Source organism: Streptomyces sp. NPDC087906, from assembly GCF_055584925.1.
In genome coordinates this window covers 47,565-68,597 of record NZ_JBVJLC010000006.1, presented here as the reverse complement: position 1 = coordinate 68,597, position 21,033 = coordinate 47,565, and the positions used below count along the sequence as shown (strand labels likewise).

At 71.8% G+C, this 21,033-nt stretch carries 19 protein-coding genes; 13 read left to right on the top strand and 6 right to left on the bottom strand.

Going from position 1 to position 21,033, the window contains the following annotated elements:
- Positions 1-97 precede the first annotated feature (97 nt).
- The 3 genes from rhaI (at position 98) to ACZ63I_RS19155 (ending at position 3,428) form a co-directional block, all read left to right on the top strand.
- Positions 98-1,267, top strand: a complete 1,170-nt coding sequence (rhaI, locus tag ACZ63I_RS19165) for an L-rhamnose isomerase (RefSeq protein ID WP_469340055.1) — start codon at positions 98-100, stop codon at positions 1,265-1,267.
- A 31-nt stretch (positions 1,268-1,298) separates the two neighbouring features.
- A complete protein-coding gene (locus tag ACZ63I_RS19160; RefSeq protein ID WP_469340054.1) occupies positions 1,299-2,321 on the top strand; it encodes a LacI family DNA-binding transcriptional regulator in 1,023 nt (340 codons plus the stop codon).
- Positions 2,322-2,456: 135 nt separating this feature from the next.
- Complete coding sequence (locus ACZ63I_RS19155; protein ID WP_469340052.1) at positions 2,457-3,428, top strand: fibronectin type III domain-containing protein; 972 nt, start codon at positions 2,457-2,459, stop codon at positions 3,426-3,428.
- A 26-nt stretch (positions 3,429-3,454) separates the two neighbouring features.
- On the opposite strand, the gene ACZ63I_RS19150 is transcribed toward ACZ63I_RS19155, so the two are convergent.
- The 3 genes from ACZ63I_RS19150 to ACZ63I_RS19140 form a co-directional block, all read right to left on the bottom strand.
- The gene (locus ACZ63I_RS19150; RefSeq protein ID WP_469340050.1) at positions 3,455-3,928 is read right to left on the bottom strand and encodes a carboxymuconolactone decarboxylase family protein; all 474 of its coding nucleotides are present in this window, start codon (positions 3,926-3,928) and stop codon (positions 3,455-3,457) included.
- A gap of 84 nt (positions 3,929-4,012) precedes the next feature.
- Positions 4,013-4,990 (bottom strand): DUF6397 family protein, encoded by a 978-nt coding sequence (locus tag ACZ63I_RS19145; protein ID WP_469340048.1) that lies wholly within the window; start codon positions 4,988-4,990, stop codon positions 4,013-4,015.
- Between the two features lie 123 nt (positions 4,991-5,113).
- A complete protein-coding gene (locus ACZ63I_RS19140) occupies positions 5,114-5,527 on the bottom strand; it encodes a roadblock/LC7 domain-containing protein (protein WP_469340046.1) in 414 nt (137 codons plus the stop codon).
- A gap of 143 nt (positions 5,528-5,670) precedes the next feature.
- Here ACZ63I_RS19140 and ACZ63I_RS19135 point away from each other — a divergent pair, with 143 nt between their 5' ends.
- A complete protein-coding gene (locus tag ACZ63I_RS19135; protein ID WP_469340045.1) occupies positions 5,671-6,099 on the top strand; it encodes a PPOX class F420-dependent oxidoreductase in 429 nt (142 codons plus the stop codon).
- Between the two features lie 40 nt (positions 6,100-6,139).
- On the opposite strand, the gene ACZ63I_RS19130 is transcribed toward ACZ63I_RS19135, so the two are convergent.
- A complete protein-coding gene (locus ACZ63I_RS19130) occupies positions 6,140-6,838 on the bottom strand; it encodes an SDR family oxidoreductase (RefSeq protein WP_469340044.1) in 699 nt (232 codons plus the stop codon).
- 97 nt (positions 6,839-6,935) lie between these two features.
- On the opposite strand from ACZ63I_RS19130, the gene ACZ63I_RS19125 reads away from it, so the two are divergent.
- From ACZ63I_RS19125 to ACZ63I_RS19115, 3 genes are all read left to right on the top strand, one after another.
- On the top strand, positions 6,936-7,514 hold the full coding sequence (locus ACZ63I_RS19125) for a CGNR zinc finger domain-containing protein (protein WP_469340042.1): 579 nt from the start codon (positions 6,936-6,938) through the stop codon (positions 7,512-7,514).
- 47 nt (positions 7,515-7,561) lie between these two features.
- A complete protein-coding gene (locus tag ACZ63I_RS19120) occupies positions 7,562-8,173 on the top strand; it encodes a class I SAM-dependent methyltransferase (protein WP_469340041.1) in 612 nt (203 codons plus the stop codon).
- Between the two features lie 80 nt (positions 8,174-8,253).
- A complete protein-coding gene (locus ACZ63I_RS19115; protein ID WP_469340040.1) occupies positions 8,254-9,222 on the top strand; it encodes a hypothetical protein in 969 nt (322 codons plus the stop codon).
- Between the two features lie 121 nt (positions 9,223-9,343).
- Here the strand turns inward: ACZ63I_RS19115 and ACZ63I_RS19110 are convergent, their stop codons facing one another.
- Both ACZ63I_RS19110 and ACZ63I_RS19105 read right to left on the bottom strand, forming a co-directional pair.
- Positions 9,344-9,526, bottom strand: coding sequence for a hypothetical protein (locus ACZ63I_RS19110; protein WP_041994416.1), 183 nt, complete (start codon positions 9,524-9,526; stop codon positions 9,344-9,346).
- A 69-nt stretch (positions 9,527-9,595) separates the two neighbouring features.
- Positions 9,596-10,681, bottom strand: coding sequence for a fatty acid desaturase family protein (locus ACZ63I_RS19105; protein ID WP_469340038.1), 1,086 nt, complete (start codon positions 10,679-10,681; stop codon positions 9,596-9,598).
- Between the two features lie 275 nt (positions 10,682-10,956).
- Here ACZ63I_RS19105 and ACZ63I_RS19100 point away from each other — a divergent pair, with 275 nt between their 5' ends.
- From ACZ63I_RS19100 to ACZ63I_RS19075, 6 genes are all read left to right on the top strand, one after another.
- The gene (locus ACZ63I_RS19100) at positions 10,957-13,869 is read left to right on the top strand and encodes a DEAD/DEAH box helicase (RefSeq protein ID WP_469340037.1); all 2,913 of its coding nucleotides are present in this window, start codon (positions 10,957-10,959) and stop codon (positions 13,867-13,869) included.
- Positions 13,866-15,266: an SWIM zinc finger family protein gene (locus ACZ63I_RS19095; protein WP_469340035.1), complete on the top strand. Its 1,401-nt coding sequence runs from the start codon at positions 13,866-13,868 to the stop codon at positions 15,264-15,266. The genes ACZ63I_RS19100 and ACZ63I_RS19095 overlap by 4 nt, the downstream gene beginning before the upstream one ends.
- Before the next feature lie 33 nt (positions 15,267-15,299).
- Positions 15,300-16,316 (top strand): acetamidase/formamidase family protein, encoded by a 1,017-nt coding sequence (locus ACZ63I_RS19090; protein WP_469340034.1) that lies wholly within the window; start codon positions 15,300-15,302, stop codon positions 16,314-16,316.
- A gap of 66 nt (positions 16,317-16,382) precedes the next feature.
- On the top strand, positions 16,383-17,636 hold the full coding sequence (locus ACZ63I_RS19085) for a GAF domain-containing protein (RefSeq protein ID WP_469340033.1): 1,254 nt from the start codon (positions 16,383-16,385) through the stop codon (positions 17,634-17,636).
- 302 nt (positions 17,637-17,938) lie between these two features.
- A complete protein-coding gene (locus ACZ63I_RS19080) occupies positions 17,939-19,408 on the top strand; it encodes an aldehyde dehydrogenase family protein (protein ID WP_469340031.1) in 1,470 nt (489 codons plus the stop codon).
- Positions 19,405-20,997 carry an APC family permease gene (locus ACZ63I_RS19075; protein ID WP_469340030.1) on the top strand — a complete coding sequence of 531 codons (1,593 nt, stop codon included), beginning with the start codon at positions 19,405-19,407 and terminating at the stop codon, positions 20,995-20,997. Before ACZ63I_RS19080 ends, ACZ63I_RS19075 begins: the two co-directional genes overlap by 4 nt.
- Positions 20,998-21,033 lie beyond the last annotated feature (36 nt).

Below are 21,033 nucleotides of genomic sequence, written 5' to 3'. Positions count from 1 at the left end.
ACAAGTTCGGAAGTCCAGTTCGAATGGGCCTGTCCAGGGCGTGGGGTCTTGACACATCCTTGTCGGCGTACCTAACTTCCCATCCGTGAATCGATTCATGACATCTCCCTCGAATGTGCCCGCCGTGAAAGCCGCGCTCATGTCGCAGGCCGTCGAGACGGCGTCGTGGGCGTTCGCGAATTCGGGCACCCGCTTCAAGGTGTTCGCGCAGCCGGGCGTGCCGCGCACGCCCGAGGAGAAGATCGCCGACGCGGCGCGGGTGCACGCGCACACCGGGGTCGCGCCGAGCGTGGCGCTGCACATTCCCTGGGACCGGGTGGACGACTACGGCGCGCTCGCCGCGCACGCCCGCGGACTGGGCGTGCGGCTGGGCTCGATCAACTCGAACGTCTTCCAGGACGACGACTACAAGCTCGGCTCCGTCACCCATCCCGACCCCGCGGTGCGCCGCAAGGCGCTCGGCCATCTGCTGGAGTGCGTCGACATCATGGACGCCACGGGCTCGCGCGATCTGAAGCTGTGGTTCTCCGACGGCATCAACTACCCGGGGCAGGACGACATCTCGGCGCGCCAGGGCCGGCTCGGCGAGGCGCTGGCGGCGGTGTACGAGCGGCTCGGCGACGGGCAGCGGATGCTGCTGGAGTACAAGCTGTTCGAGCCCGCCTTCTACGCGACCGACGTGCCGGACTGGGGCACGGCGTACGCGCACTGCCTGCGGCTCGGCCCGAAGGCGCAGGTCGTGGTCGACACGGGCCATCACGCGCCGGGCACGAACATCGAGTTCATCGTCGCCGTGCTGCTGCGCGAGGGGAAGCTCGGCGGCTTCGACTTCAACTCCCGCTTCTACGCGGACGACGACCTGATGGTGGGCGCGGCCGACCCGTTCCAGTTGTTCCGGATCATGTACGAGGTGATACGCGGCGGCGGCTTCACCGCCGACACGGCGTTCATGCTCGACCAGTGCCACAACATCGAGCCGAAGATCCCGGCGATCCTGCGCTCCGTGATGAACGTCCAGGAGGCCACGGCCAAGGCGCTGCTGGTGGACGCGGACGCGCTGGACGCCGCCCAGCGGTCGGGCGACGTCCTCGCCGCCAACGCCGCCATGATGGACGCGTTCAACACCGACGTACGTCCGCTGGTCGCCGAGGTGCGGGCGGAGTTGGGCGCCGACGCCGACCCCGTCGCCGCCTACCACGCGTCGGGCTACGGCGAGCGGATCGTGGCCGAGCGGGTGGGCGGCGTCCAGGCGGGCTGGGGAGCCTGAACGGCGGCTGTGCCGCACATATGATGGTCACGTGACGCAGACGGTGGGCATCAAGGATGTGGCCCGGCTGGCCGGGGTTTCGGTCGGTACCGTCTCGAACGTGCTCAACCGTCCTGAGAAGGTGTCGGAGGGCACCCGGGTGCGGGTGCGCGCCGTCATCGACGAACTCGGTTTCGTACGCAGCGAGACAGCCAGGCAGCTCCGGGTCGGCACGAGCCGGATCCTGGCCATTCTCGTGCTCGACATGGCGAACCCGTTCTTCGTCGCCGTCGCCAAGGGCGCCGAACGGGCGGCCAGGGAGGCCGGGCTCGGGGTGATGCTCTGCAACAGCGCGGGCAGCGCCGCCGAGGAGGCCGAGTACCTGTCGCTCTTCGCCGAACAGCGGGTGCGCGGCGTGCTGCTGACGCCCGCCGATCCGACCGGCGGCAATGTGCGGGAGTTCGCCCGCCAGCGCATCCCGTACGTGCATGTGGACCGGGCGGTGCCGACGGCGGACGGCTGTTCCGTCTCGGTGGACGACGTGGCGGGCGGCGCGCTCGCGGTCCGGCATCTCCTCTCGTCGGGGCACCGTTCGGTGACGTACATCAGCGGCCCGATGGAGCTGCCGCAGTGCCGGGACCGGCGGATCGGGGCGCTGAGCGCGCTGCGCGAGGCCGGCCTGCCCGAGGACGCGCTGCGCCAGGTGGAGACGGCCCGGCTCGATGTCGCCTCCGGGATCGACGCGGGCGCGCGGCTGCTGGGCCTCGCCGAGCGGCCGACCGCCGTGTTCTGCGCCAACGACCTGCTGGCGCTCGGTGTGCTGCAGGCCATGTACGGGGCCGGGGTCAATGTGCCCGGTGACGTGTCGATCGTGGGATACGACGACATCGAGTTCGCCGCCGCTGCCGTCGTGCCGCTCACCTCGGTGCGCCAGCCGGCCGACCGGATGGGGCGCACGGCCGCCAGGATGCTGATGGACGAGACCGGTCCCGACGCGGCCGGTCACACGCACAGCTCCGTGGTGCTCCAGCCGGAGCTGGTGGTCCGCAGCTCCACGCGCCGCCGCGTGCCCTGAGTACGGGACCGGAACTCCTGTCGCCGAAGGGTTCGATGGAGTCGAGGGAGCGGGCCTCTTGATGTGAACCCGACACTGTGTCATATATGTCTAGACCATTGCCGCCGTAAGGGACGACCGACGGAGGACACGGCCATGAGAAGGACCTTCAGCCTCACCGCACTCGTCTCCGCCGCCGCCCTCGGCCTCGCCGCGTGCGGCGGGAACGCCGGGGACCCGCCCCCGTCCGCCCCCGCGGGCGTCACGGCCCAGGCCGGCAGCGCCACCACCGTCCATGTCATGTGGCGGGGAGCGGCCGGCGCCGCGCACATCAGCGGGTACGAGGTGTACCGGGGCGGCCGGAAGGTCAAGAACGTCCCGGCCGGCCAGACCATGGTGGACATCGTCGGGCTGACGCCGTCGACCTCGTACACCTTCACCGTCCTGGCCAAGGACGCCGAGGGCCGCCGCTCGCCGCACAGCGGCGCGAAGGCCGTCACGACACCGGCCGCCGTCGCCGAGGACACCGCGGCCCCGGCGCGGCCGACGGGACTGAAGGGCCGCAGCGCGGGCCCCCGGGGCGCCCGCCTGAGCTGGCAGCGGCCCAAGGACGGCCAGGACATCACCTCGTACGACATCCAGCAGGCCGGCACCAAGATCCACAGCGTCGACGGCGGCGCCGCCTCGGCGCAGATCACGGGGCTGCGCCCCGGCACCCGCTACCGCTTCACGATCACCGCCAGGGACGCGGCCGACAACGCATCGCCGGTGAGCGGCGCCGTCGAAGTGACGACCCCGCACGGGCCCGGCGACGATCCGGACACCCGGCCTGCCGACTTCCGGGTCGCGACGCACGACGCCGACGGCGGCCACTATCTCGACCTGTCCTGGCAGCCGCCCGACACCGGCGGCACCGTCTCCTCCTATCAGATCTATCTCGACGGCGCCTTCGCCACGACACTCGTCTGGGGCGGCGAGGCACCGAGCGGACGCGCCACCTACAGCGTGTACGCGGGCGCGAGACCCGGCGTCGGCTACCGGGTCAAGATCCGCGCCCAGCTTCCCGACGGCGACTGGGGAGCCTTCTCGGCGGAGCGCTCCGTCGTCACCTCGGCCGGCCGGACCTGACAGCCGGCCGCTGCTCCCGTGGTCCGTTATCCGAGCATGCCGACCCGGTAGCTCCCGGCGGGCTGCTGGATGATGACGTTCCCCCGGTTGAAGGCGTTGATGATGGCGATCTGGGAGACCAGCGCGGCAAGCTGGTCCTCGTCGTAGTGCTTGGCGGCATTGGCCCACACCTCGTCGCTGACGCCGCCCGCCGCGTCGGCGAGCCGGGTCCCCTGCTCCGTCAGCTCCAGCGCCGCACGCTCGGCGTCGGTGAAGACCGTCGCCTCCCGCCACGCCGCGATCAGATGGAGCCGCACCGCGCTCTCGCCGGCCGCCGCCGCTTCCTTCGTGTGCATGTCGAGGCAGCCGGCGCACCCGTTGATCTGACTCGCGCGGATCTTCACCAGCTCCTGCGTCGCGGCAGGCAGCGTCGAGTCGACGATCGCCTTGTTCGCCGCGATGATGTGCTTCCAGACCTTGCTTCCGACCGCGTTGCCGAACACGTTCATACGGGCATCCATGGTGGACTCCTCCGTCGTTGCCGATCCCTACACCCCTACGACGAGACAGCGCGGCGCGCTGTGACATGGCCGACCACATCCCCTTCACACCGAGGCTCCCGCAGCTCTGCCGCCCTTCCTGATTCCGAGCCGGCCCAGCAGCCCCGCCCGCTCACCGCGGCGGACCGCCGGTGCGCGCCCGGGACCGGGTCGCGGGCCGGGACGGGGAGCGTGGCGGGAATCAGGGTTCGGCTCGGGGTTCGGATCGCGGGTCGGCTCCGGGGTCGGACCGGGGCGCGGACCCGGGTCGTGCGCCGCCTTGCTCCCCGGCGCGGGCCGCAGCGCGCGGGCCTCTTCGAGCAGCTCGGCCAGACTCGTCCTGTGCCACTCGATCTCGTCGGGCCGGTCCGCCACCAGCAGCTCGCGCAGCGCAGCCTGTCCGGCCTCGGTCGCGGGTCCGCCAGGGGCGAGCACCGGCCGCAGCCGCTTCAGATAAGCGCGCTCGAAGGAGCCGGGCACGACCTCCGCGAGTTGCGCGTCGTCGAGCACGCTCCCGGCGCACGCGGCCCGCTCCCAGGGGTCGTCGCGTTCGTTCAGCAGGAGGCCGACCCGCCTGCTCCGCCAGTTGCGCGGTCTGCGGTCCTCGCCCGTATCGAGGAGGGCGCGCAGCGGCGCCGGCAGAGGGCCGGTGAGCAGGGTGTGTTCCGCGGCGCCGAACTCCGCCAGCTCCTCGGCGAGATAGAGCCAGACGACTGCCCGGTAGCGGTTGAGGTAGAAGCGCACCGGGATCAGAAACCCGGCGCGGGCCAGCCGCGTGAACCGCCCGGGGCTGATGCCGATGAGCGCGGCCCCCTCAGCCGTGCCCACCGTACGGACCCGCTCGCGCAGCGTGTCCGGAAATCCCTCGACGGCCCGCAGCCGGGCGATCTCCCGCACGGCCACCCGCCGTCGGCCGCCCGTCGCGGCGATCGTACGGATGTGTCCCAACTGGACGGCGAGCTGGAACTCGCCCCGTTTCAGTTCCAGTTCACGCGCTGCCCTGACGACTCCGACGTCCTGGGCACCGGCGCTGACAACGGTCATGATGTGGTCTCCCCCGTGAGCTTTCATTACTCTCGGTGACGACCGTAGCGCGTTCGCCGCTCTCGCCGAGCGGCCTGTGGATAACTCCTCGGCTCCGGCGCCAAGCGCCGGGAAGCAGCCCGCTCAGAGGCCGCTGACCGCCGGGTTTCCCGGCTGCCTCGCCGCGACGCCCAGATGTTCGCCGACCCGGTTGACCATGAGCGTCATCTCGTAGGCGATCTGGCCGACATCCGCCTCGGCCGCGCTCAGCACGCACAGGCAGCTCCCGTCGCCCGCCGCGGTGACGAACAGCAGCGCGTCGTCGAACTCGACCATGGTCTGCCGCGCCTTGCCGGCCCTGAAGTGCCGGCCGGAACCCCTGGCGAGGCTGTGCAGGCCCGAGGAGACGGCGGCGAGATGCTCCGCGTCCTCACGGGCCAGCCGCGAACTGGCGCCCGTCACCAGTCCGTCGTTGGACAGCACCAGCGCATGCCGTATGTGCTCGACCCGTTCCGTCAGGTCGTCCAGCAGCCAGTCCAGTCCCTTTTCCAATACCATTCCGCGCCTCCCCGTTCATATGTTCACCATGCAGCGACGGCCGTAAGCCTTTCGCACGGGCCGCCCGCGGGCAAGCGGTCCAGACGGAAACACCGGGGCGCGTCGCACCGCTCCGGACCGGCCCGGGGGCGGAAAATGCGGGCATGGCTACCAAGATGAGCGAAGAAGAGTGGCGGGCCTTCGTCTCCGAAGGCACCCGCACCGCCAAACTGTCCACCGTGCGGGCCGACGGCACCCCGCACATCGCCCCCGTCTGGTTCGTGCTCGACGGCGACGACCTTCTCTTCAACACCGGGAAGGAGACGGTGAAGGGGAAGAACCTGCTGCGCAGCGGCCGGGTCGCGATCTGCGTGGACGACGAACGCCCGCCCTTCGCCTTCGTGATCATCGAAGGTCCGGTCGAAGTGAGCGAGGACCCCGACGAGTTGCTCGCCTCCGCCATCCGGATCGGCGAGCGCTACATGGGCAAGGAGCAGGGGCGCGCCTTCGGCGAGCGCAACGGCGTGCCCGGCGAACTGCTCGTGCGCGTGCGCATGGAGAAGGTCATCGGCACAGCGGATCTGACCGGCTGACGCACCGCTCCGCGGGAGGACTCGCCCCCGCCCCCGCCGCTCAGGCGGCGGCGGGTGCGAGCCCTTCCACAGGACCCGAGAGCAGGGCCTTGGCGGCGCGGCTCGTGTCGTCCGCCAAGACCTCGCTCGCGCCCTTCTCCAGCGCGACGACCGCCTCGCGTGCGACGTCCCTGGGATCGCTCTTGGGCACGTCGAGGTCACGGATCATGTCGGTGTCGGTGTACCCGAGGTGGACACCGAGGACCTGGGTGCCTGCCGGTGCCAGCTCCAGCCGGAGCGAGTTGGTGATCGACCAGAGCGCCGCCTTCGTCGCCCCGTAGCCGCCGAAGCCCGGCAGCCAGGACAGCGCCGAGTGGATGTCGACGAGCGCCCCGCCGCCGTTGGCGGCCAGGACCGGCGCGAAGGCCTGCGCGACGCGCAGCGCACCGAAGACGTTCGCATCGAAGAGCGCCTTCACGTCGTCGATCTCCGACGAGAGGAGCGGGTCGGCCCCGCCGATCCCGGCGTTGTTGATGACGACGGTGACATCACCCGCAGCGCGCGCCAGCTCGGTGACCGACTGCTGGTCGGTGACCTCCAGCGGGAGCGGGACGATGCGCGGATCGTCGTCGGGGACGGGGGTGCGGGCGGTGACATAGACCTTGGCGGCCCCTGCCTCCAGCAGTTCCCGCGCGAAGGCCCTGCCCAGACCTCGCTGCCCGCCGGTGACCAGTGCGACAGCTCCGTTGATGGTGGTCATGGTCGTTCTCCTCAGATGTCGATGCGACAGATGCGTAAGCCGTTTACCTCTGTCAAGACTGCTGGAGCCGAGCGACATAGTCAAGTACGATTCACCTATGTCATGGTCTGCCAGCGAACGATACGAACTGCGTACGGCTCCCGCCGGGCTCGCCCTGGTGCAGGAGCTGATCAACACGCGCGCGATCAGGGAGTACGCCCCCGATCTGCTGGCCGAGCGGGAGACCGCCGAGCAGTGGCTGTCCGGAGCGGCGAACGAATGGGCCCGCGTCCACGACCTGGTCACTCCGGACACCACCCTCACGGCGGCCGATACCGCCGCGCTCCGCGACCTCAGGACCGCTTTCGGGGCCCTGGTGCACCGGGAGGAGGCGCCGGAGCGCCCGCGCCCCGGCGCCGATGTGACTGTCCGGCTCGACACCGACCCCGAGGGTCAGGTGATCATGGTTCCGGTCGGCGCGGGCGTGCGCTGGCTGGAGGCCGCCCTGTGGTCCGAGACGCTGCTCGCCCAGCGGGCGGACACCTGGCGCCGGCTCAAGGTGTGCCGCAATCCGGAGTGCGCTTCGTCGTTCTACGACACGTCCCGCAACAACAGCGGCGTCTGGCACAACGTCCGTATCTGCGGCAACGCGGCCAATCTCCGGGCCTCGCGGGAACGCAAACGCGCGCGGGGATGACCCGCCTGGCTGACGCGCCTGCATGACGCGCGGGGATGATGGGGGGCATGGATGACGACCACACGCAGGTGCGGGAGTTCTTCGGCCCCCGCGCCCCGGGCTGGGACACCCGTTTCCCCGACGACGGCCCCGCCTACGCGGCGGCCGTAGCCGGTCTCGGGGTCCGCGCCGGGGACGCCGTGCTGGACGCGGGCTGCGGGACAGGCCGCGCGCTGCCCGCGCTGCGCGCCGCCGTGGGCGCACGTGGCACCGTGCTCGGCGCGGACCTCACCCCCGAGATGCTCGACGAGGCCGTACGGGCGGGGCGGCACCGCGACGCCCAGTTGCTGCTGACCGACGCGGCCGAGCTGCCGCTGCGCGCCGGCAGCCTCGACGCGGTCTTCGCCGCAGGACTGATCGGCCACCTGCCGCACCCCGCGGCCGGTCTGCGCGAGCTGGCCAGGGTCGTACGGCCGGGCGGCCGGCTCGCTTTGTTCCATCCGGTCGGGCGGGCGGCGCTCGCCGCCCGGCAGGGCCGCGCGCTGACCGATGACGATCTACGCGCGGAGCCCAACTTGCGTCCGCTGCTCGCCGGTTCGGGGTGGCGCCTGCTGTCGTACGTCGACGAGGACGGCAAATTCCTCGCCCTCGCCGAACGTGAACAGCGGATCACGAGCTGACTGCGGAAACATCCGGAGTCTCGACGTCCGCGTTACCCACTGGTTAGGGTGCGCCGACAACGATCGGATGGGGAGGTGCCGTGGCCGGGACGGAGGAGTCCGCCGACGACGACGCGCTGTATGTGCTGACCGCCGTCCTGCTGACGCCCGCGCAGTTCCCCAGCGTGCTCGGCGACGACTATCCGCAGGCGTGCGCGGCCCTCGGCCTTGAGCCGTACGCACGGGGCTACGGCCTCGTCTTCGGGCAGGACGGCGACGGAGCGCGCTGGACGGTCGCCGTGGACGACGTGTCGCTGGTCGCGGTCGCCATCGCCTCCTGGGACTGCGGGATGGAGTACGACCTGTCGCCCCCGGAGCGCACGGTCGTCTCGGCGCTCCCCGGCTGGCCCGTCGCGCTGGCGGTCGCCGCGCCCGGCGTACCCGCTCCGCACGACCCCGAGCCGGACGAGGACGAGGAGCAGCCCGGGTCCGCTGCCGGGCAGGGCGTGAAGCTGCCGCTCACCCCGCCGGACGCGGAGGGCTGGGGCCCGGCGCAGCGGCGGCTCGGCGCGGACGAGATCGCGCTCCAGTGGGCGATCTGGCGGGAGCAGTTCGACAGCGACGGCTCCGAGGACGCCCCCGCCGAGGAAGACACCGACGCGGGCGCCGCCGAACCCGCCGAAGCCGCCGATTCCGGCGCTGACCCCGACCCCGACCCAGGCGACCCCGGCGCCGGCCCCGACCCCGACGACACCTCGGAAGCCACCGAAGCCGACGGGTCGCCGAGCCCGCCGAAGCCCTCCCACCCGGGCGTCCGGCGCGTCCTGGAGGAGCTGCACGGGTATCTGGCGTCGGCGCCGCCGCTCGGCCGGATCCGCTCCAGCTTCGCCCCGGGCGGCGCCAGGACCCTGCGCGCCGACGGCCCCGGCTGGTCGTTCGTCGCGCGGACGGACGACATCGCGTTCATCCTGCTGGACGAGGAGCCCGCCGAGGTGCTGCCGGTCGGCCGGGGCACGGAGCTGCCGGGGCTGCTGCGCTCACTGGACGAGATCGCCGTACGCCCGGCCTGAGAGACGGCCGCGGCCCGGGGTACCGGACGACGGCAGCGCGACGCTGCGGGCCTGCTGATGCGCAGGTCCGCAGCGTCGCGCTGTGGGTGCTGTGGTCAGTGGCCGGTCGCCGAGCCGGGGCTCAGCGGCCTATCTGATTGCGGTTGATCCGGCGCAGCCTGCGGCGCTGCGACGGGTCCAGCGTCAGATATGCCACCGCCGGAATTCCGACCACGATGAGCAGAGCGACCCAGAACGGGAGAAATATCCACAGGAAAAGGCCGACGGCCACTCCCCCGATAGCGATCTTTGCCCTTGTCGACATCTTCGACGCCTCCTCCGCGGCTCTTGCCGCTACTGCTGGGTGAACGCGTACGAGCGCTCACCAGTTCCACTATGCGTCCGCGCGCAGCGGTTCGCCGACTCCGTGCAGATGTCCGAGTGCCTGGCGGTACGAGTCGATCAGTCCCGTTTCGGTGTACGAGACCCCCAGCGAGCGGCAGTGGGCGCGCACCAGCGGCTGGGCGAGCCGCAGGTGGGGGCGGGGCATGCTGGGGAAGAGGTGGTGTTCGATCTGGTAGTTCAGACCGCCGAGGAACCAGTCGGTGAGCACTCCGCCGCGGATGTTGCGCGAGGTGAGGACCTGCCGGCGCAGATGCCCCCAGCTCGCCGAGGTCTCCGGGTCCGGCATCTCCATGCCCTTGTGGTTCGGTGCGAAGGCCATGCCGAGGTGCAGTCCGAGCAGCATCTGGTGGACCAGGAGGAAGACCACTGCCTGGCCGATGCTGAGCGTGGTCAGCAGGAGCGTGAGGTACGCGGCGACGTGCACGGCGAGCAGGGTGCCCTCGACGACCCGCTGGCGGGTCGACATGCGGTTGTCGCGCCGGGAGAGGACGGCCTGGAAGCCCGCGACCTTGAGCGCGATGCCTTCGAGCGTGGTGAGCGGGAAGAACAGCCACGCCTGGTTGCGGGTGAGCCAGGCGCGCAGCCCGGTGCGGCCCGCCGTCTGGCGCTGGGTGTGGACGAGGACGTCGGCCTTGACGTCGGGGTCCTTGTCGACGTGGTTCGGGTTGGCGTGGTGCCTGTTGTGCTTGTCGTTCCACCACTCCTGGCTCATACCGAGCAGCAGATTGGCGTGGACGAGCTGCACGATCCGGCCCTTGGCGCGGTCGTTGGTGATCTGCGCGTGGCCCGCGTCGTGTCCGACGAACGACATCCGGGCGGACAGGACGGCCAGCGGGACCGCGAGGAGCACCGCCCACCAGGAGGGGCCGAGCAGGATCATTCCGGCGACTATCGCGGCGAGGAACAGCGCGTTGACGGTGATGCCCCGGGCGTACCACGCGACGCGACGCTCCAGGAGGCCCTGCTCCCGCACCACTCGCAGAAGGGGCGCGAAGTCGCTGCCGGCAGTGCCGGCGCCCGCGGCTGGGTCGGGCACTGGCTCCGCTACGGGGGCGGCGGCGGTGGCTTGGGGCATGTCGGTCTCCGGTCTGTCGGCCGATGCTCGGGGTGAGGTGAACGCGCTGACTGCGCTGACCTGTTGAAACGTACGGGGCTGCGAGGCCGGCGGGCCATGGGGCCACCACCCGTCAACGGTGGGGGTTGTCCCGGGAGTGGAGGTGGTGCTGGCTACACCCCGCTCGTCCGAATGTGATCCAGGCCACAGTCGCACCACGCCCGCGCGGATTCGCGGTGGGGTACTCTCGGCGGCTCCGACCCGCAGTAGTCAAATTTGAGGAATGCGTCTTCGCTGTGCACGAACCATCCGCGGCAACGCTCCCCCGGATCTCCGAACTCGCCGAATCCTCCACGGTCTTCCTGCCTGCGGACCCGGCCCGCACCGGCCGGATCGCCTACTGGCACCCGGACGGCACCGAACCGCCTCACGGTCCAGGCTCCGTCGAGGAGTTGACTGTCGTCGACTCCGACGCCCACCCTCTCACGGTCCGGGCACTGGTGGTGCCTGTACCGACAGCTCTGCCCCTACTGACCAGGGCGCGGGTCTGCGCGCACGCCTCAGCGGCCACCGCGTTCTGGGGCGCCGCGGCCCTTCTGGCCCTTCAACTCGCCGCCAGGGGGCGGCTGTTGCCCGGCCTCAGCGATACGGACCACGACGTGTGGCGAGCGGGCCCACTGACCCCCGACGACCGGCTGCGGATCCGGGCACTCGCCGCCGCCATGCCACCCACCGCACACGCCGTCCCACTGACGGTGTCCACACCGGCCACCGGACCGCTGCTCGCCCGTCCCGAACGGCTGTTGCGGGACTTCCTCGACGCGGTGGCGGACGGCCTGGTCCGCACCCCGGCGGCGGTGGCGGCCGCCGGGCACGCGGCGTACACCGCTCCTGAGCCGCAGCGCCGTCCCGAACTGCGTGGCTGGGCCACGGACATGGCGGCCGGTCATGACGGTGGCGTGCGCATCTCGTTGCGTGTCGAACTGTCCGGCGAACGGGACGGTGTGACGGGGCCCGGATTCCGCGCCGTGGTGCAGCTCCACAGTGTGAGTGACCCGGCGATCGTGGCCGACGCGGCCGACGTGTGGTCGGCACCGGCCGGGGCCGGCCCCGCAGGCGCGGGTTTCGGTCCCACCGGTCACACCGCGGCCGCCTTCGGTCCCGGCGCCAGGATGGACGCCCTGCTGGCGCTGCGCCGGGCGGCGCACGCCTGGCCACCGCTCGCGCCGCTGCTGTCGGCAGCCGTGCCCGGCGCCGTGGAACTCGCCGACGAGGACATCGGCGAGCTGCTCGGCGAGGCGTCGCGCGCACTCGCCGCGACCGGCACCCAGGTGCACTGGCCGAAGGAGGCGGCCCGGACGCTCACCGCGCGTGCGGTCGTCGGGCCCCCGGACAGTGACACGGCGGACAGTGACACGGCGGACGACATGCCGTCGTTCCTGTCTGCCGACACCCTGCTCGCCTTCAACTGGCGCTTCGCGGTGGGCGACCAGCAGCTCACCCGCGCCGAACTCGACCGGCTCGCCGAGGCCCGGCGGCCGCTGGTCCGGCTGCGCGACCGCTGGGTGCTCGTCGACCCCGCGCAGGCGCGGCGCGCCCGCGAGAGCCGGGACCGTACGCTCACCCCCGTCGACGCGCTCGGCGCCGCGCTGACCGGGGTGACCGAGATCGACGGACGGCCGGTCGAAGTGGCGGCATCGGGCTGGCTGGCCCGGCTGCGTGACCGGCTCGCCGACCCCGAGTCCACCACCGGCGGCGCAGGCGGCGAACAGCGGCTCCAGCAGCCGGCGGCCCTCACCGCGACCCTGCGCGACTACCAACTCCGCGGCGTCGACTGGCTGCACCGGATGACGTCACTCGGGCTCGGCGCCGTGCTCGCCGACGACATGGGGCTCGGCAAGACCGTCACCCTCATCGCACTCCATCTGCACCGGCAGACAGAACAGGCGGCAGCGGGACCGACGCTGGTCGTCTGCCCCACCTCGCTGATGGCCAACTGGCAGCGCGAGATCGAGCGGTTCGCGCCCGGCACTCCCGTACGCCGCTTCCACGGCGCGTCCCGGGACCTGGGCGCTCCGGCCGACGGCGAGTTCGTGCTCACCACATACGGCACGATGCGTCTCGACGCGCCGAAACTGGCGGAACCGCTCTGGGGCCTGGTCGTGGCGGACGAGGCCCAGCACGTCAAGAACCCGTACTCCGCCACCGCGAGAGCACTGCGCACCATCAGGACCAAGGCCAGAGTGGCACTTTCGGGCACACCGGTGGAGAACAACCTCTCCGAGCTGTGGGCGATCATCGACTGGACGACCCCCGGACTGCTCGGCCCGCTGGGCGCGTTCCGCACCCGCTACGCCAAGGCCGTGGAGGGCGGCGCCGATCCGGCGGCGGCCGAGCGGCTCGCCGCGCTCGTACGCCCGTTCCTGCTGCGCCGGCGCAAGTCGGACCCCGGTATCGCCCCTGAGCTGCCGCCCAAGACGGAGACCGACCGCGCCGTGTCCCTCACCACCGAACAGGCGGGGCTCTACGAGGCGGTGGTACGGGAGAGCCTGACGGCGATCGCCGAGGCCGACGGCATGGCGCGCCGGGGTCTCGTCGTCAAGCTGCTCACCGGGCTCAAGCAGATCTGCAACCACCCGGCGCAGTACCTCAAGGAGGAAAGCCCCCACATCCCCGGCCGGTCGGGCAAGATCGAGCTGCTGGACGAACTCCTCGACACCGTCCTGGCGGAGGGTGCGGGCGTGCTGGTCTTCACCCAGTACGTGCGGATGGGCCGGCTGCTGGAGCGGCATCTGACCGACCGCGGCATCCCCCACCAGTTCCTGCACGGAGGCACCCCCGTAACCGCCCGCGAAACCATGGTGAACCGCTTCCAGGCGGGTGAAGTCCCCGTCTTCCTGCTGTCGTTGAAGGCGGCAGGCACGGGACTCAATCTGACCAGGGCCGAGCACGTCGTGCACTTCGACCGCTGGTGGAACCCCGCCGTCGAGGCGCAGGCCACGGACCGCGCGTACCGCATCGGGCAGGACAAGCCCGTACAGGTGCACCGGATGATCACCGAGGGCACGATCGAGGACCGGATCGCCGACATGCTGGCGCGCAAGCAGCAGCTCGCCGACGCGGTGCTCGGCTCGGGCGAGGCGGCGCTGACCGAACTGACCGACGCCGAACTGGCGGATCTGGTGGAGCTGCGAGGGGATGCCCGATGACCGAGGCACCGTATCCGGACGACACGGCGGGCGCGGGGTACGAGGACGACCGCGCCGAGCGGGTCTTCGCCGCGCTGCCGCCCGCGCACGGCCGCGGGTTCGCCGAGAGCTGGTGGGGCAGGTCCTGGCTGAAGGCCCTGGAGGACACCGCGCTCGACGGCGCGCAGTTGCGGAAGGGACGCGGTCAGGCCCGTGCGGGCGCGGTCGGCGCGGTGTCCGTACGGCCGGGCCGGATCACCGCCGTCGTACGGGACAGCGACGGCACCGGGCATCGCAGCGACGTACTGCTGCACCAACTGAGCGACGCGGAGTGGGACAGGTTCCTGGCCATGGCGGTCGAGCGGTCGGGGCATATCGCGGCGCTGCTCGACCGGGAGATGCCACCGGATCTGGTGGAGGACGCGGCGGCCGCCGGGGTCGAACTGCTGCCCGGCATCGGGGATCTGGAGCCGGAGTGCGGCTGCGAGGCCTGGGACCACTGCCGGCATTCGGCCGCGCTCTGCTACCAGATGGCACGGCTGCTGGACCAGGATCCGTTCGTCCTGCTGCTGATGCGCGGCAGGAGCGAACGCCAGGTCCTGGACGAGTTGCAGAGCCGCAGCTCGGCGCAGGCCGCTCAAGTCCCCGACGACACCGCGCTGGAGGAAGAGCAGCCCGGCGTAACAGCGTTGGCGGCGTTCGCGGCCTGGCACACACTGCCGCCACTGCCCGCTCCCCCACCGCCGCCGCAGGAGCCGGGGCTGCCTCCGGACCTGCACGCCGACAGCGCGCCACCGGCGGAACTCGACACCGACGCCTTGTCGTTCCTCGCGGCGGACGCGGCGGCGCGCGCCCTGCGGATGCTGACCGACGCGCTCGCGCCGGGGCATGAACAGCAGCCGCTGGAAAGTGAGTTGACGGTACGTCAGGACGGCGTACGGCTCGCGGCGACCGAGACCGACGGCCGCATGCTGTCGCGGCTCGCGACGGCGGCCGGCCGCACACCGGCCGATCTCGACCTGGCGGTACGGGCCTGGCGGCTCGGCGGCGCACCCGCGCTCGCCGTGCTCGACGGCACGTGGACTCCCGGCCCCGAGGCGCTGGCGCGGGCCCGTGCGGTCCTCGACTCGGCCTGGGAGGACGGCGAGCGCCCGGCGCTGCGCCCCGCGGAGGCCGGGCGCTGGACCGTGACCGGGACGGGGAACGGGACGGGGAACGGGACCGGGGCCGGGGCGCAGGTGCGCCTCGCCCAGGACGGCCGGTGGTGGCCGTACCGCGAGGAGCGCGGCCGGTGGGCCCCGGCAGGCCCCGCAGAACACGACCCGGCCGCCGCGCTGGCGCTCTTGGCGGACTTCCACGCGCCGCCGCCAAACCGTACGGTGAGCCCGCCACGCGGAACCGGCGGAGGCACACCGTGAGCAGTCACACCGTGAGACAGGAGCGGCACACCGATGAGTGACCCGAGGATCCTGACCGTGCGTCCCGAGAAGGGCGACTACGCCTGGACGTTCGGCGGTGTCGCACCCGTCGCGCGCATCACCCCCGGCACGGTCCTCGACCTGTTCACCGAGGACTGCTTCGCCGGCCGGGTGCGGTCGGTGAACGACCTGGTGTCCGAGGTGTGCGAGTTCCCCTTCCTCAATCCGCAGACGGGCCCCTTCTACGTGGCGGGCGCCGAGCCGGGCGACACGCTGGCCGTGCACTTCGTCTCGATCCGGCCCGCGCGCGACTGGGCCGCTTCCACGACCGTGCCGCTGTTCGGCGCGCTCACCTCGACGCACACGACGGCGACGCTCCAGCCGCCGCTGCCCGAGGTGGTCTGGATGTGGCAGCTCGACCGGGCGCGCGGCACGTGCCTGTTCAGCGCGCGTGACAGCGACATCGAGATCGAGCTGCCGATGGACCCGATGCACGGCACGGTCGGCGTGGCGCCCGCCAATCTGGAGGTGCGCTCGGCGCTGGTCCCCGACGCGCACGGCGGGAACATGGACACCCCCGAGATGCGTGCGGGCGTGACCTGTTACCTCGGGGTCAATGTCGAGGGCGCGATGCTGAGCCTCGGCGACGGCCATGCCCGCCAGGGCGAGGGCGAGACCTGCGGGGTCGCCGTGGAGTGCGCCATGAACTCCGTGGTGGTCGTGGAACTCCTCAAGGGCGTCGCCACGCCGTGGCCGCGCATCGAGTCGGACACGCACATCATGTCGACCGGTTCGGCCCGCCCGCTGGAGGACGCGTTCCGCGTCTCCCAACTCGACCTGATCCAGTGGCTGGTACGCGACTACGGGCTCTCCGAACTGGACGCCTACCAGCTCCTCTCGCAGGCCGGCGAGGCGCCGATCGCCAATGTCTGCGACACCAACTACACCTGTGTGGCGAAGATCCGCAAGGAATGGCTGCCCGCGGGGGAGCCGCATCGCGGTCTGCACCGGCATCTGCGGGAGACGGCGGCGCTGCTCGGCGGCGCGTGAACCCTTGCCCCATTTCGTCCCCTGCGTGACGATGGGCCCAGGTGGCGCATGGCCGGGGAGGTCGAGTTGACCGACACATGGGTGGCGTTGGAGGCGGGCGCCGATCCGGCGCGCCGGCGCGGGGCGCTGGGCAGGGCGTACGAGTCGTTCGCGACGGCGGGCCGCGTCGACGGGCCGGTACGGTCCGTGGTCGCCGATTCCTGGCAGCGCTCGACCCGCGCCCAAGTCAGCCCCGACGGCACGGCGCGGGTGGAGCTGTCCGACGACGAGCTGGCCGCGTACCGCGACGCCCATCCGCTGGCCCGGGTCATGCCGCTGTTCCGCGAGCTGATGGGCGCCTACGCGACGGACGGCGAGCATCTCATCGCCGTGTGCGACGCGTACGGCCGCCTGCTGTGGGTCGAAGGGCACGCGGCGACCCGGCGGCAGGCGGGGCGGATGAACTTCGTACCGGGGGCCCGGTGGGCGGAGACGGCGGCGGGCACGAACGCGCCCGGTACGGCGATCGCCGTCGACCGGCCCGTACAGGTCTTCGCCTCCGAGCACTTCCTGCGGCCGGTGCACCGCTGGACCTGCGCAGCGGCGCCCGTACACGATCCGCACACCGGGCGGCTGCTGGGCGCCGTCGACATCACCGGCGGCGACCGGCTGGCCCATCCGCACAGTCTGGCGTTCGTCGGGGCGGTGGCGCGGGCGGCCGAGTCCCAGCTCGCCCTGCTCGCGCCGGCCCCCGCGACCGGGTGCGTCCAGTTGTCGGCGCTCGGCAGGGACGAGGCGCTGCTGATGGCCTCGGGCGTCAAGCTGCGGCTGAGTCGCCGGCACAGCGAGATCCTGACGCTGCTCGCGCGCAGGCCCGACGGTGTCGCGGGGGACGAACTGCTGGTGGAGCTGTACGAGGACGAGTCGGTCACGCCGGTCACGCTGCGGGCCGAGCTGTCCCGGCTGCGCGGTCTGCTCGGCCCCGGGCTGCTGCGCTCACGCCCGTACCGGCTGACGGCGCCCGTCGAAAGCGACTTCGCCGCCGTGGCCCGGCTGCTGGCCTCCGGCGCCGTGACGGCGGCGATGAGCGCGTACGCGGGTCCGCTGCTGCCCGGCTCGCAGGCGCCGACGGTGGTACGGCTGCGCCGCCGGCTCGCCGACCAGCTCCGGGCCGCGCTGATCGCGCGCGGGGATCCCGGGCTGCTGGCGGACTGGGCGTACAGCCCCTGGGGCGAGGAGGACCTGCCGGTGTGGCAGGCCCTCGCCGCCGCGCTCCCCGTACGGCAGCGGCCGTCGGCGCTGGCGCGGGTACGGGAGCTGGACGGACTGCAAGGCGCCTGACGTACGGAGGCGGGGCCCGGCCGCAGGGCCGGGCCGTACGGCCAACCGGCGCGGGCCGCCCGCACGGACCGGCCGCAGGGCCTGCGCGTACGGCCAATAGCCACGGACCGGACGCACGGCCCGAACGTACGGCCCGAACGTACGACCGTACCTGACGGACCGTCACGCGCCCGGCGCGTCACACACCGCGGTGGCGGCCCCGGCTGTCTAGTGTCGGCTGACGGAGCGTGTGGTCTGCGCCCCAGCAGGTGTGCCGGACTCCCCTTTCGGGTAGTCGACCCGACCCGACCGGAGGAGCCCCCATGCCCGAGCTGTTCATCGGCGGCAAGTGGACATCGGCCGTCGACGGGCACGTACGCGACATCCGCTGCCCGGCCGACGGCACTTTGGTGGCGACGGTGGACGAGGCGGGTCCGAAGGACGCGGCGGCCGCGATCGGCGCCGCCCGCAGCGCCTTCGACCGCGGACCGTGGCCGTCCACGCCTGCCGCCGAGCGCGGCAGACTGCTGCTGCGCGTCGCCGACCTGCTGGAGCGCGACAAGAACATCCTCGCTCGGGCCGAGTCCCTGGACACAGGGAAGCGGCTCGTCGAGAGCGAGTACGACATGGACGACATCGCCAACTGCTTCCGCTACTTCGGCAATCTGGTGGCGGCCGGCGGCACCGACCGGATCATCGACACCGGCAACCCCGCGATCGACAGCAGAGTCGTGCACGAGCCGGTCGGGGTGTGCGCGCTGATCACCCCGTGGAACTACCCGCTGCTGCAGACCTCGTGGAAGGTCGCCCCCGCGATCGGCGCGGGCAACACCTTCGTACTGAAGCCGAGCGAGCTGACACCGCACACCGCGATCCTGCTGATGCGGCTGCTGACCGAGGCGGGCCTGCCGGACGGCGTGGCCAACCTCGTGCTGGGCGCGGGGCCCACGGCGGGCGCGCCGCTCAGTGAGGACCCGCGGGTCGACATGGTGTCGTTCACCGGCGGTCTGGTCACCGGACGGCGGATCATGGCGGCCGCCGCGCCGACGGTGAAGAAGGTGGCGCTGGAGCTGGGCGGCAAGAACCCCAACATCGTCTTCGCCGACGCGGACTACGAGACGGCCGTCGACTACGCGCTGACGGCCGTGTTCCTGCACTCGGGCCAGGTCTGCTCGGCTGGGGCCCGGCTGCTGGTCCAGGACGAGTTGCACGACTCGTTCGTCGAGGACGTGGTGACCCGCGCCCGCGCGATCCCGATGGGCGGCCCCTTCGACGAGCATGCCCGCACAGGACCGCTCATCTCGGCGGCGCACCGCGACAAGATCGAGGCGTATGTGGCGGCCGGGCTCGCCGAGGGGGCCGTGCTGCGCTGCGGCGGCGCCCGGCCCGACGACCCGGCGCTGGCGGACGGTTTCTACTACCTGCCGACCGTGCTCGACGAGTGCACGCCCGGGATGTCCGTCGTACGGGACGAGTCGTTCGGGCCCGTCCTGACGGTGGAGCGGTTCAGGACCGAGGAAGAGGCCGTCGCGCTCGCCAACGACACGGTGTACGGGCTGTCGGGGGCCGTCTGGTCGCAGGACGTCGGCCGGGCGCACCGGGTGGCGGCGCGGCTGCGGGCCGGCACGGTGTGGATCAACGACTTCCAGCCGTACGTGCCGCAGGCGGAGTGGGGCGGGATGAAGCAGTCCGGGTTCGGCCGCGAGCTGGGTCCTGCGGGGCTGGCCGAGTACCAGGAGGCCAAACACGTGTGGCGCAATCTTGAGCCGAGGCCGCTGGGGTGGTTCGAATGAGCATGAAGAACCCCTCCCAGAGCCCCTCTTCCGGCGAATCCGGTGCCACGGGCCCGGCGCAGGCCGCGGGTCCTTCCGACGACGATTCGGTGGCGGACTTCGGCTACAAGCCCCAACTGAAGCGCACGCTGGGCAACTTCCACACGTTCGCCGCGGGGATCAGCTACATCTCGATCCTGACCGGGACGTTCCAGCTCTTCTACTTCGGTGTGAGTTTCGGCGGGCCCGCCTACTGGTGGTCGTGGCCGATGGTCTTCATCGGGCAGCTCATGGTGGCGCTCTGCTTCTGCGAACTGGCGGCGCGCTTCCCCGTCGCCGGGTCGATCTACAACTGGTCGAAGAAGCTCGGCGGGCCGCACATCGGCTGGCTGGGCGGCTGGATGATGGTCACGGCGACGATAGTGTCACTGGCCGCCGTGGCGCTCGCGTACCAGGTCACACTGCCGCAGATCTCCTCCGCCTTCCAGTTCGTCGGGGACGGTACGGGGAAGTCCGACGCGGCGAAGAACGCCGTGCTCCTCGGCAGCGTCCTGATCATCTTCACCACGCTCGTGAACGCGTTCGGCGTCAAACTCATGGCCCGGATCAACTCGGCGGGCGTGATGATCGAGCTGATCGCGGCCGTCGTGCTGATCGGGCTGCTGGCCGCGCACATCACCCGCGGCCCGAGCGCCATCACCGAGACCCACGGCTTCGGCAGCGGTCAACCACTGGGCTACTTCGGCGCGTTCCTGACCGCCTCGCTCGCCTCGGCGTATGTGATGTACGGGTTCGACACGGCGTCCTCGCTCGGCGAGGAGTCGATAAACCCGAGCCGCAACGCGCCGCGGGCGATCCTGCGCGCGCTGTGTGCGTCGTTCCTGATCGGCGGGCTGATCCTGCTGTTCGCGCTGCTCGCCGTGCCGGACCTGACGTCGAAGAAGCTGTCCGTCGACGGGCTGCAGTTCGTGGTGCTCTCCACACTGGGGCACACCATCGGCCAGATCGTGCTGTGGTGTGTCGTCATCGCCATCACCGTCTGCGAACTGGCCGTGCACACCGCGGGGATCCGGCTCGCCTTCGCGATGGCCCGGGACAACTGCCTGCCGTTCTCGTCGCTGGTGGCGCGGGTGAGCCCGCGGTTCCAGACCCCGGTGTTCCCCGCCGTGGTCATCGGGCTCGTCGCGATCGGGATCCTCGTACTCAACATCGACCAGCCGCAGATCTTCTCGGTGGTCACCAGTATCGCGATCATCATGATCTACCTGGCCTATCTGCTGGTCACGGCGCCGATGCTGTGGCAGCGGCTGCGCGGCCGGTGGCAGCCGGCCGAAGGCCACTTCTCCCTCGGCAGGTTCGGCCTGCCCATCAACATCCTGGCGGTGCTGTGGGGCACCGCCATGTCGATCAACCTCGCCTGGCCGCGCCGCGACGTGTACAACGCGGCGGCGCCCTTCCACTGGTATCTGCAGTGGGGCGCGTTCCTGTACATCGGGATCATCGCGGGGGCCGGCTTCGCCTACTACTGGTTCGTGAAGCGGGGCCGTATCGCCGTCATCGACTCGGCGAGGGCGGTACCCGCCGAGCCGACCCCGCCTTCGGCCCCCTGAACCCGGGCCTCCGAACCCCGGCCTCCGAACCCCGGC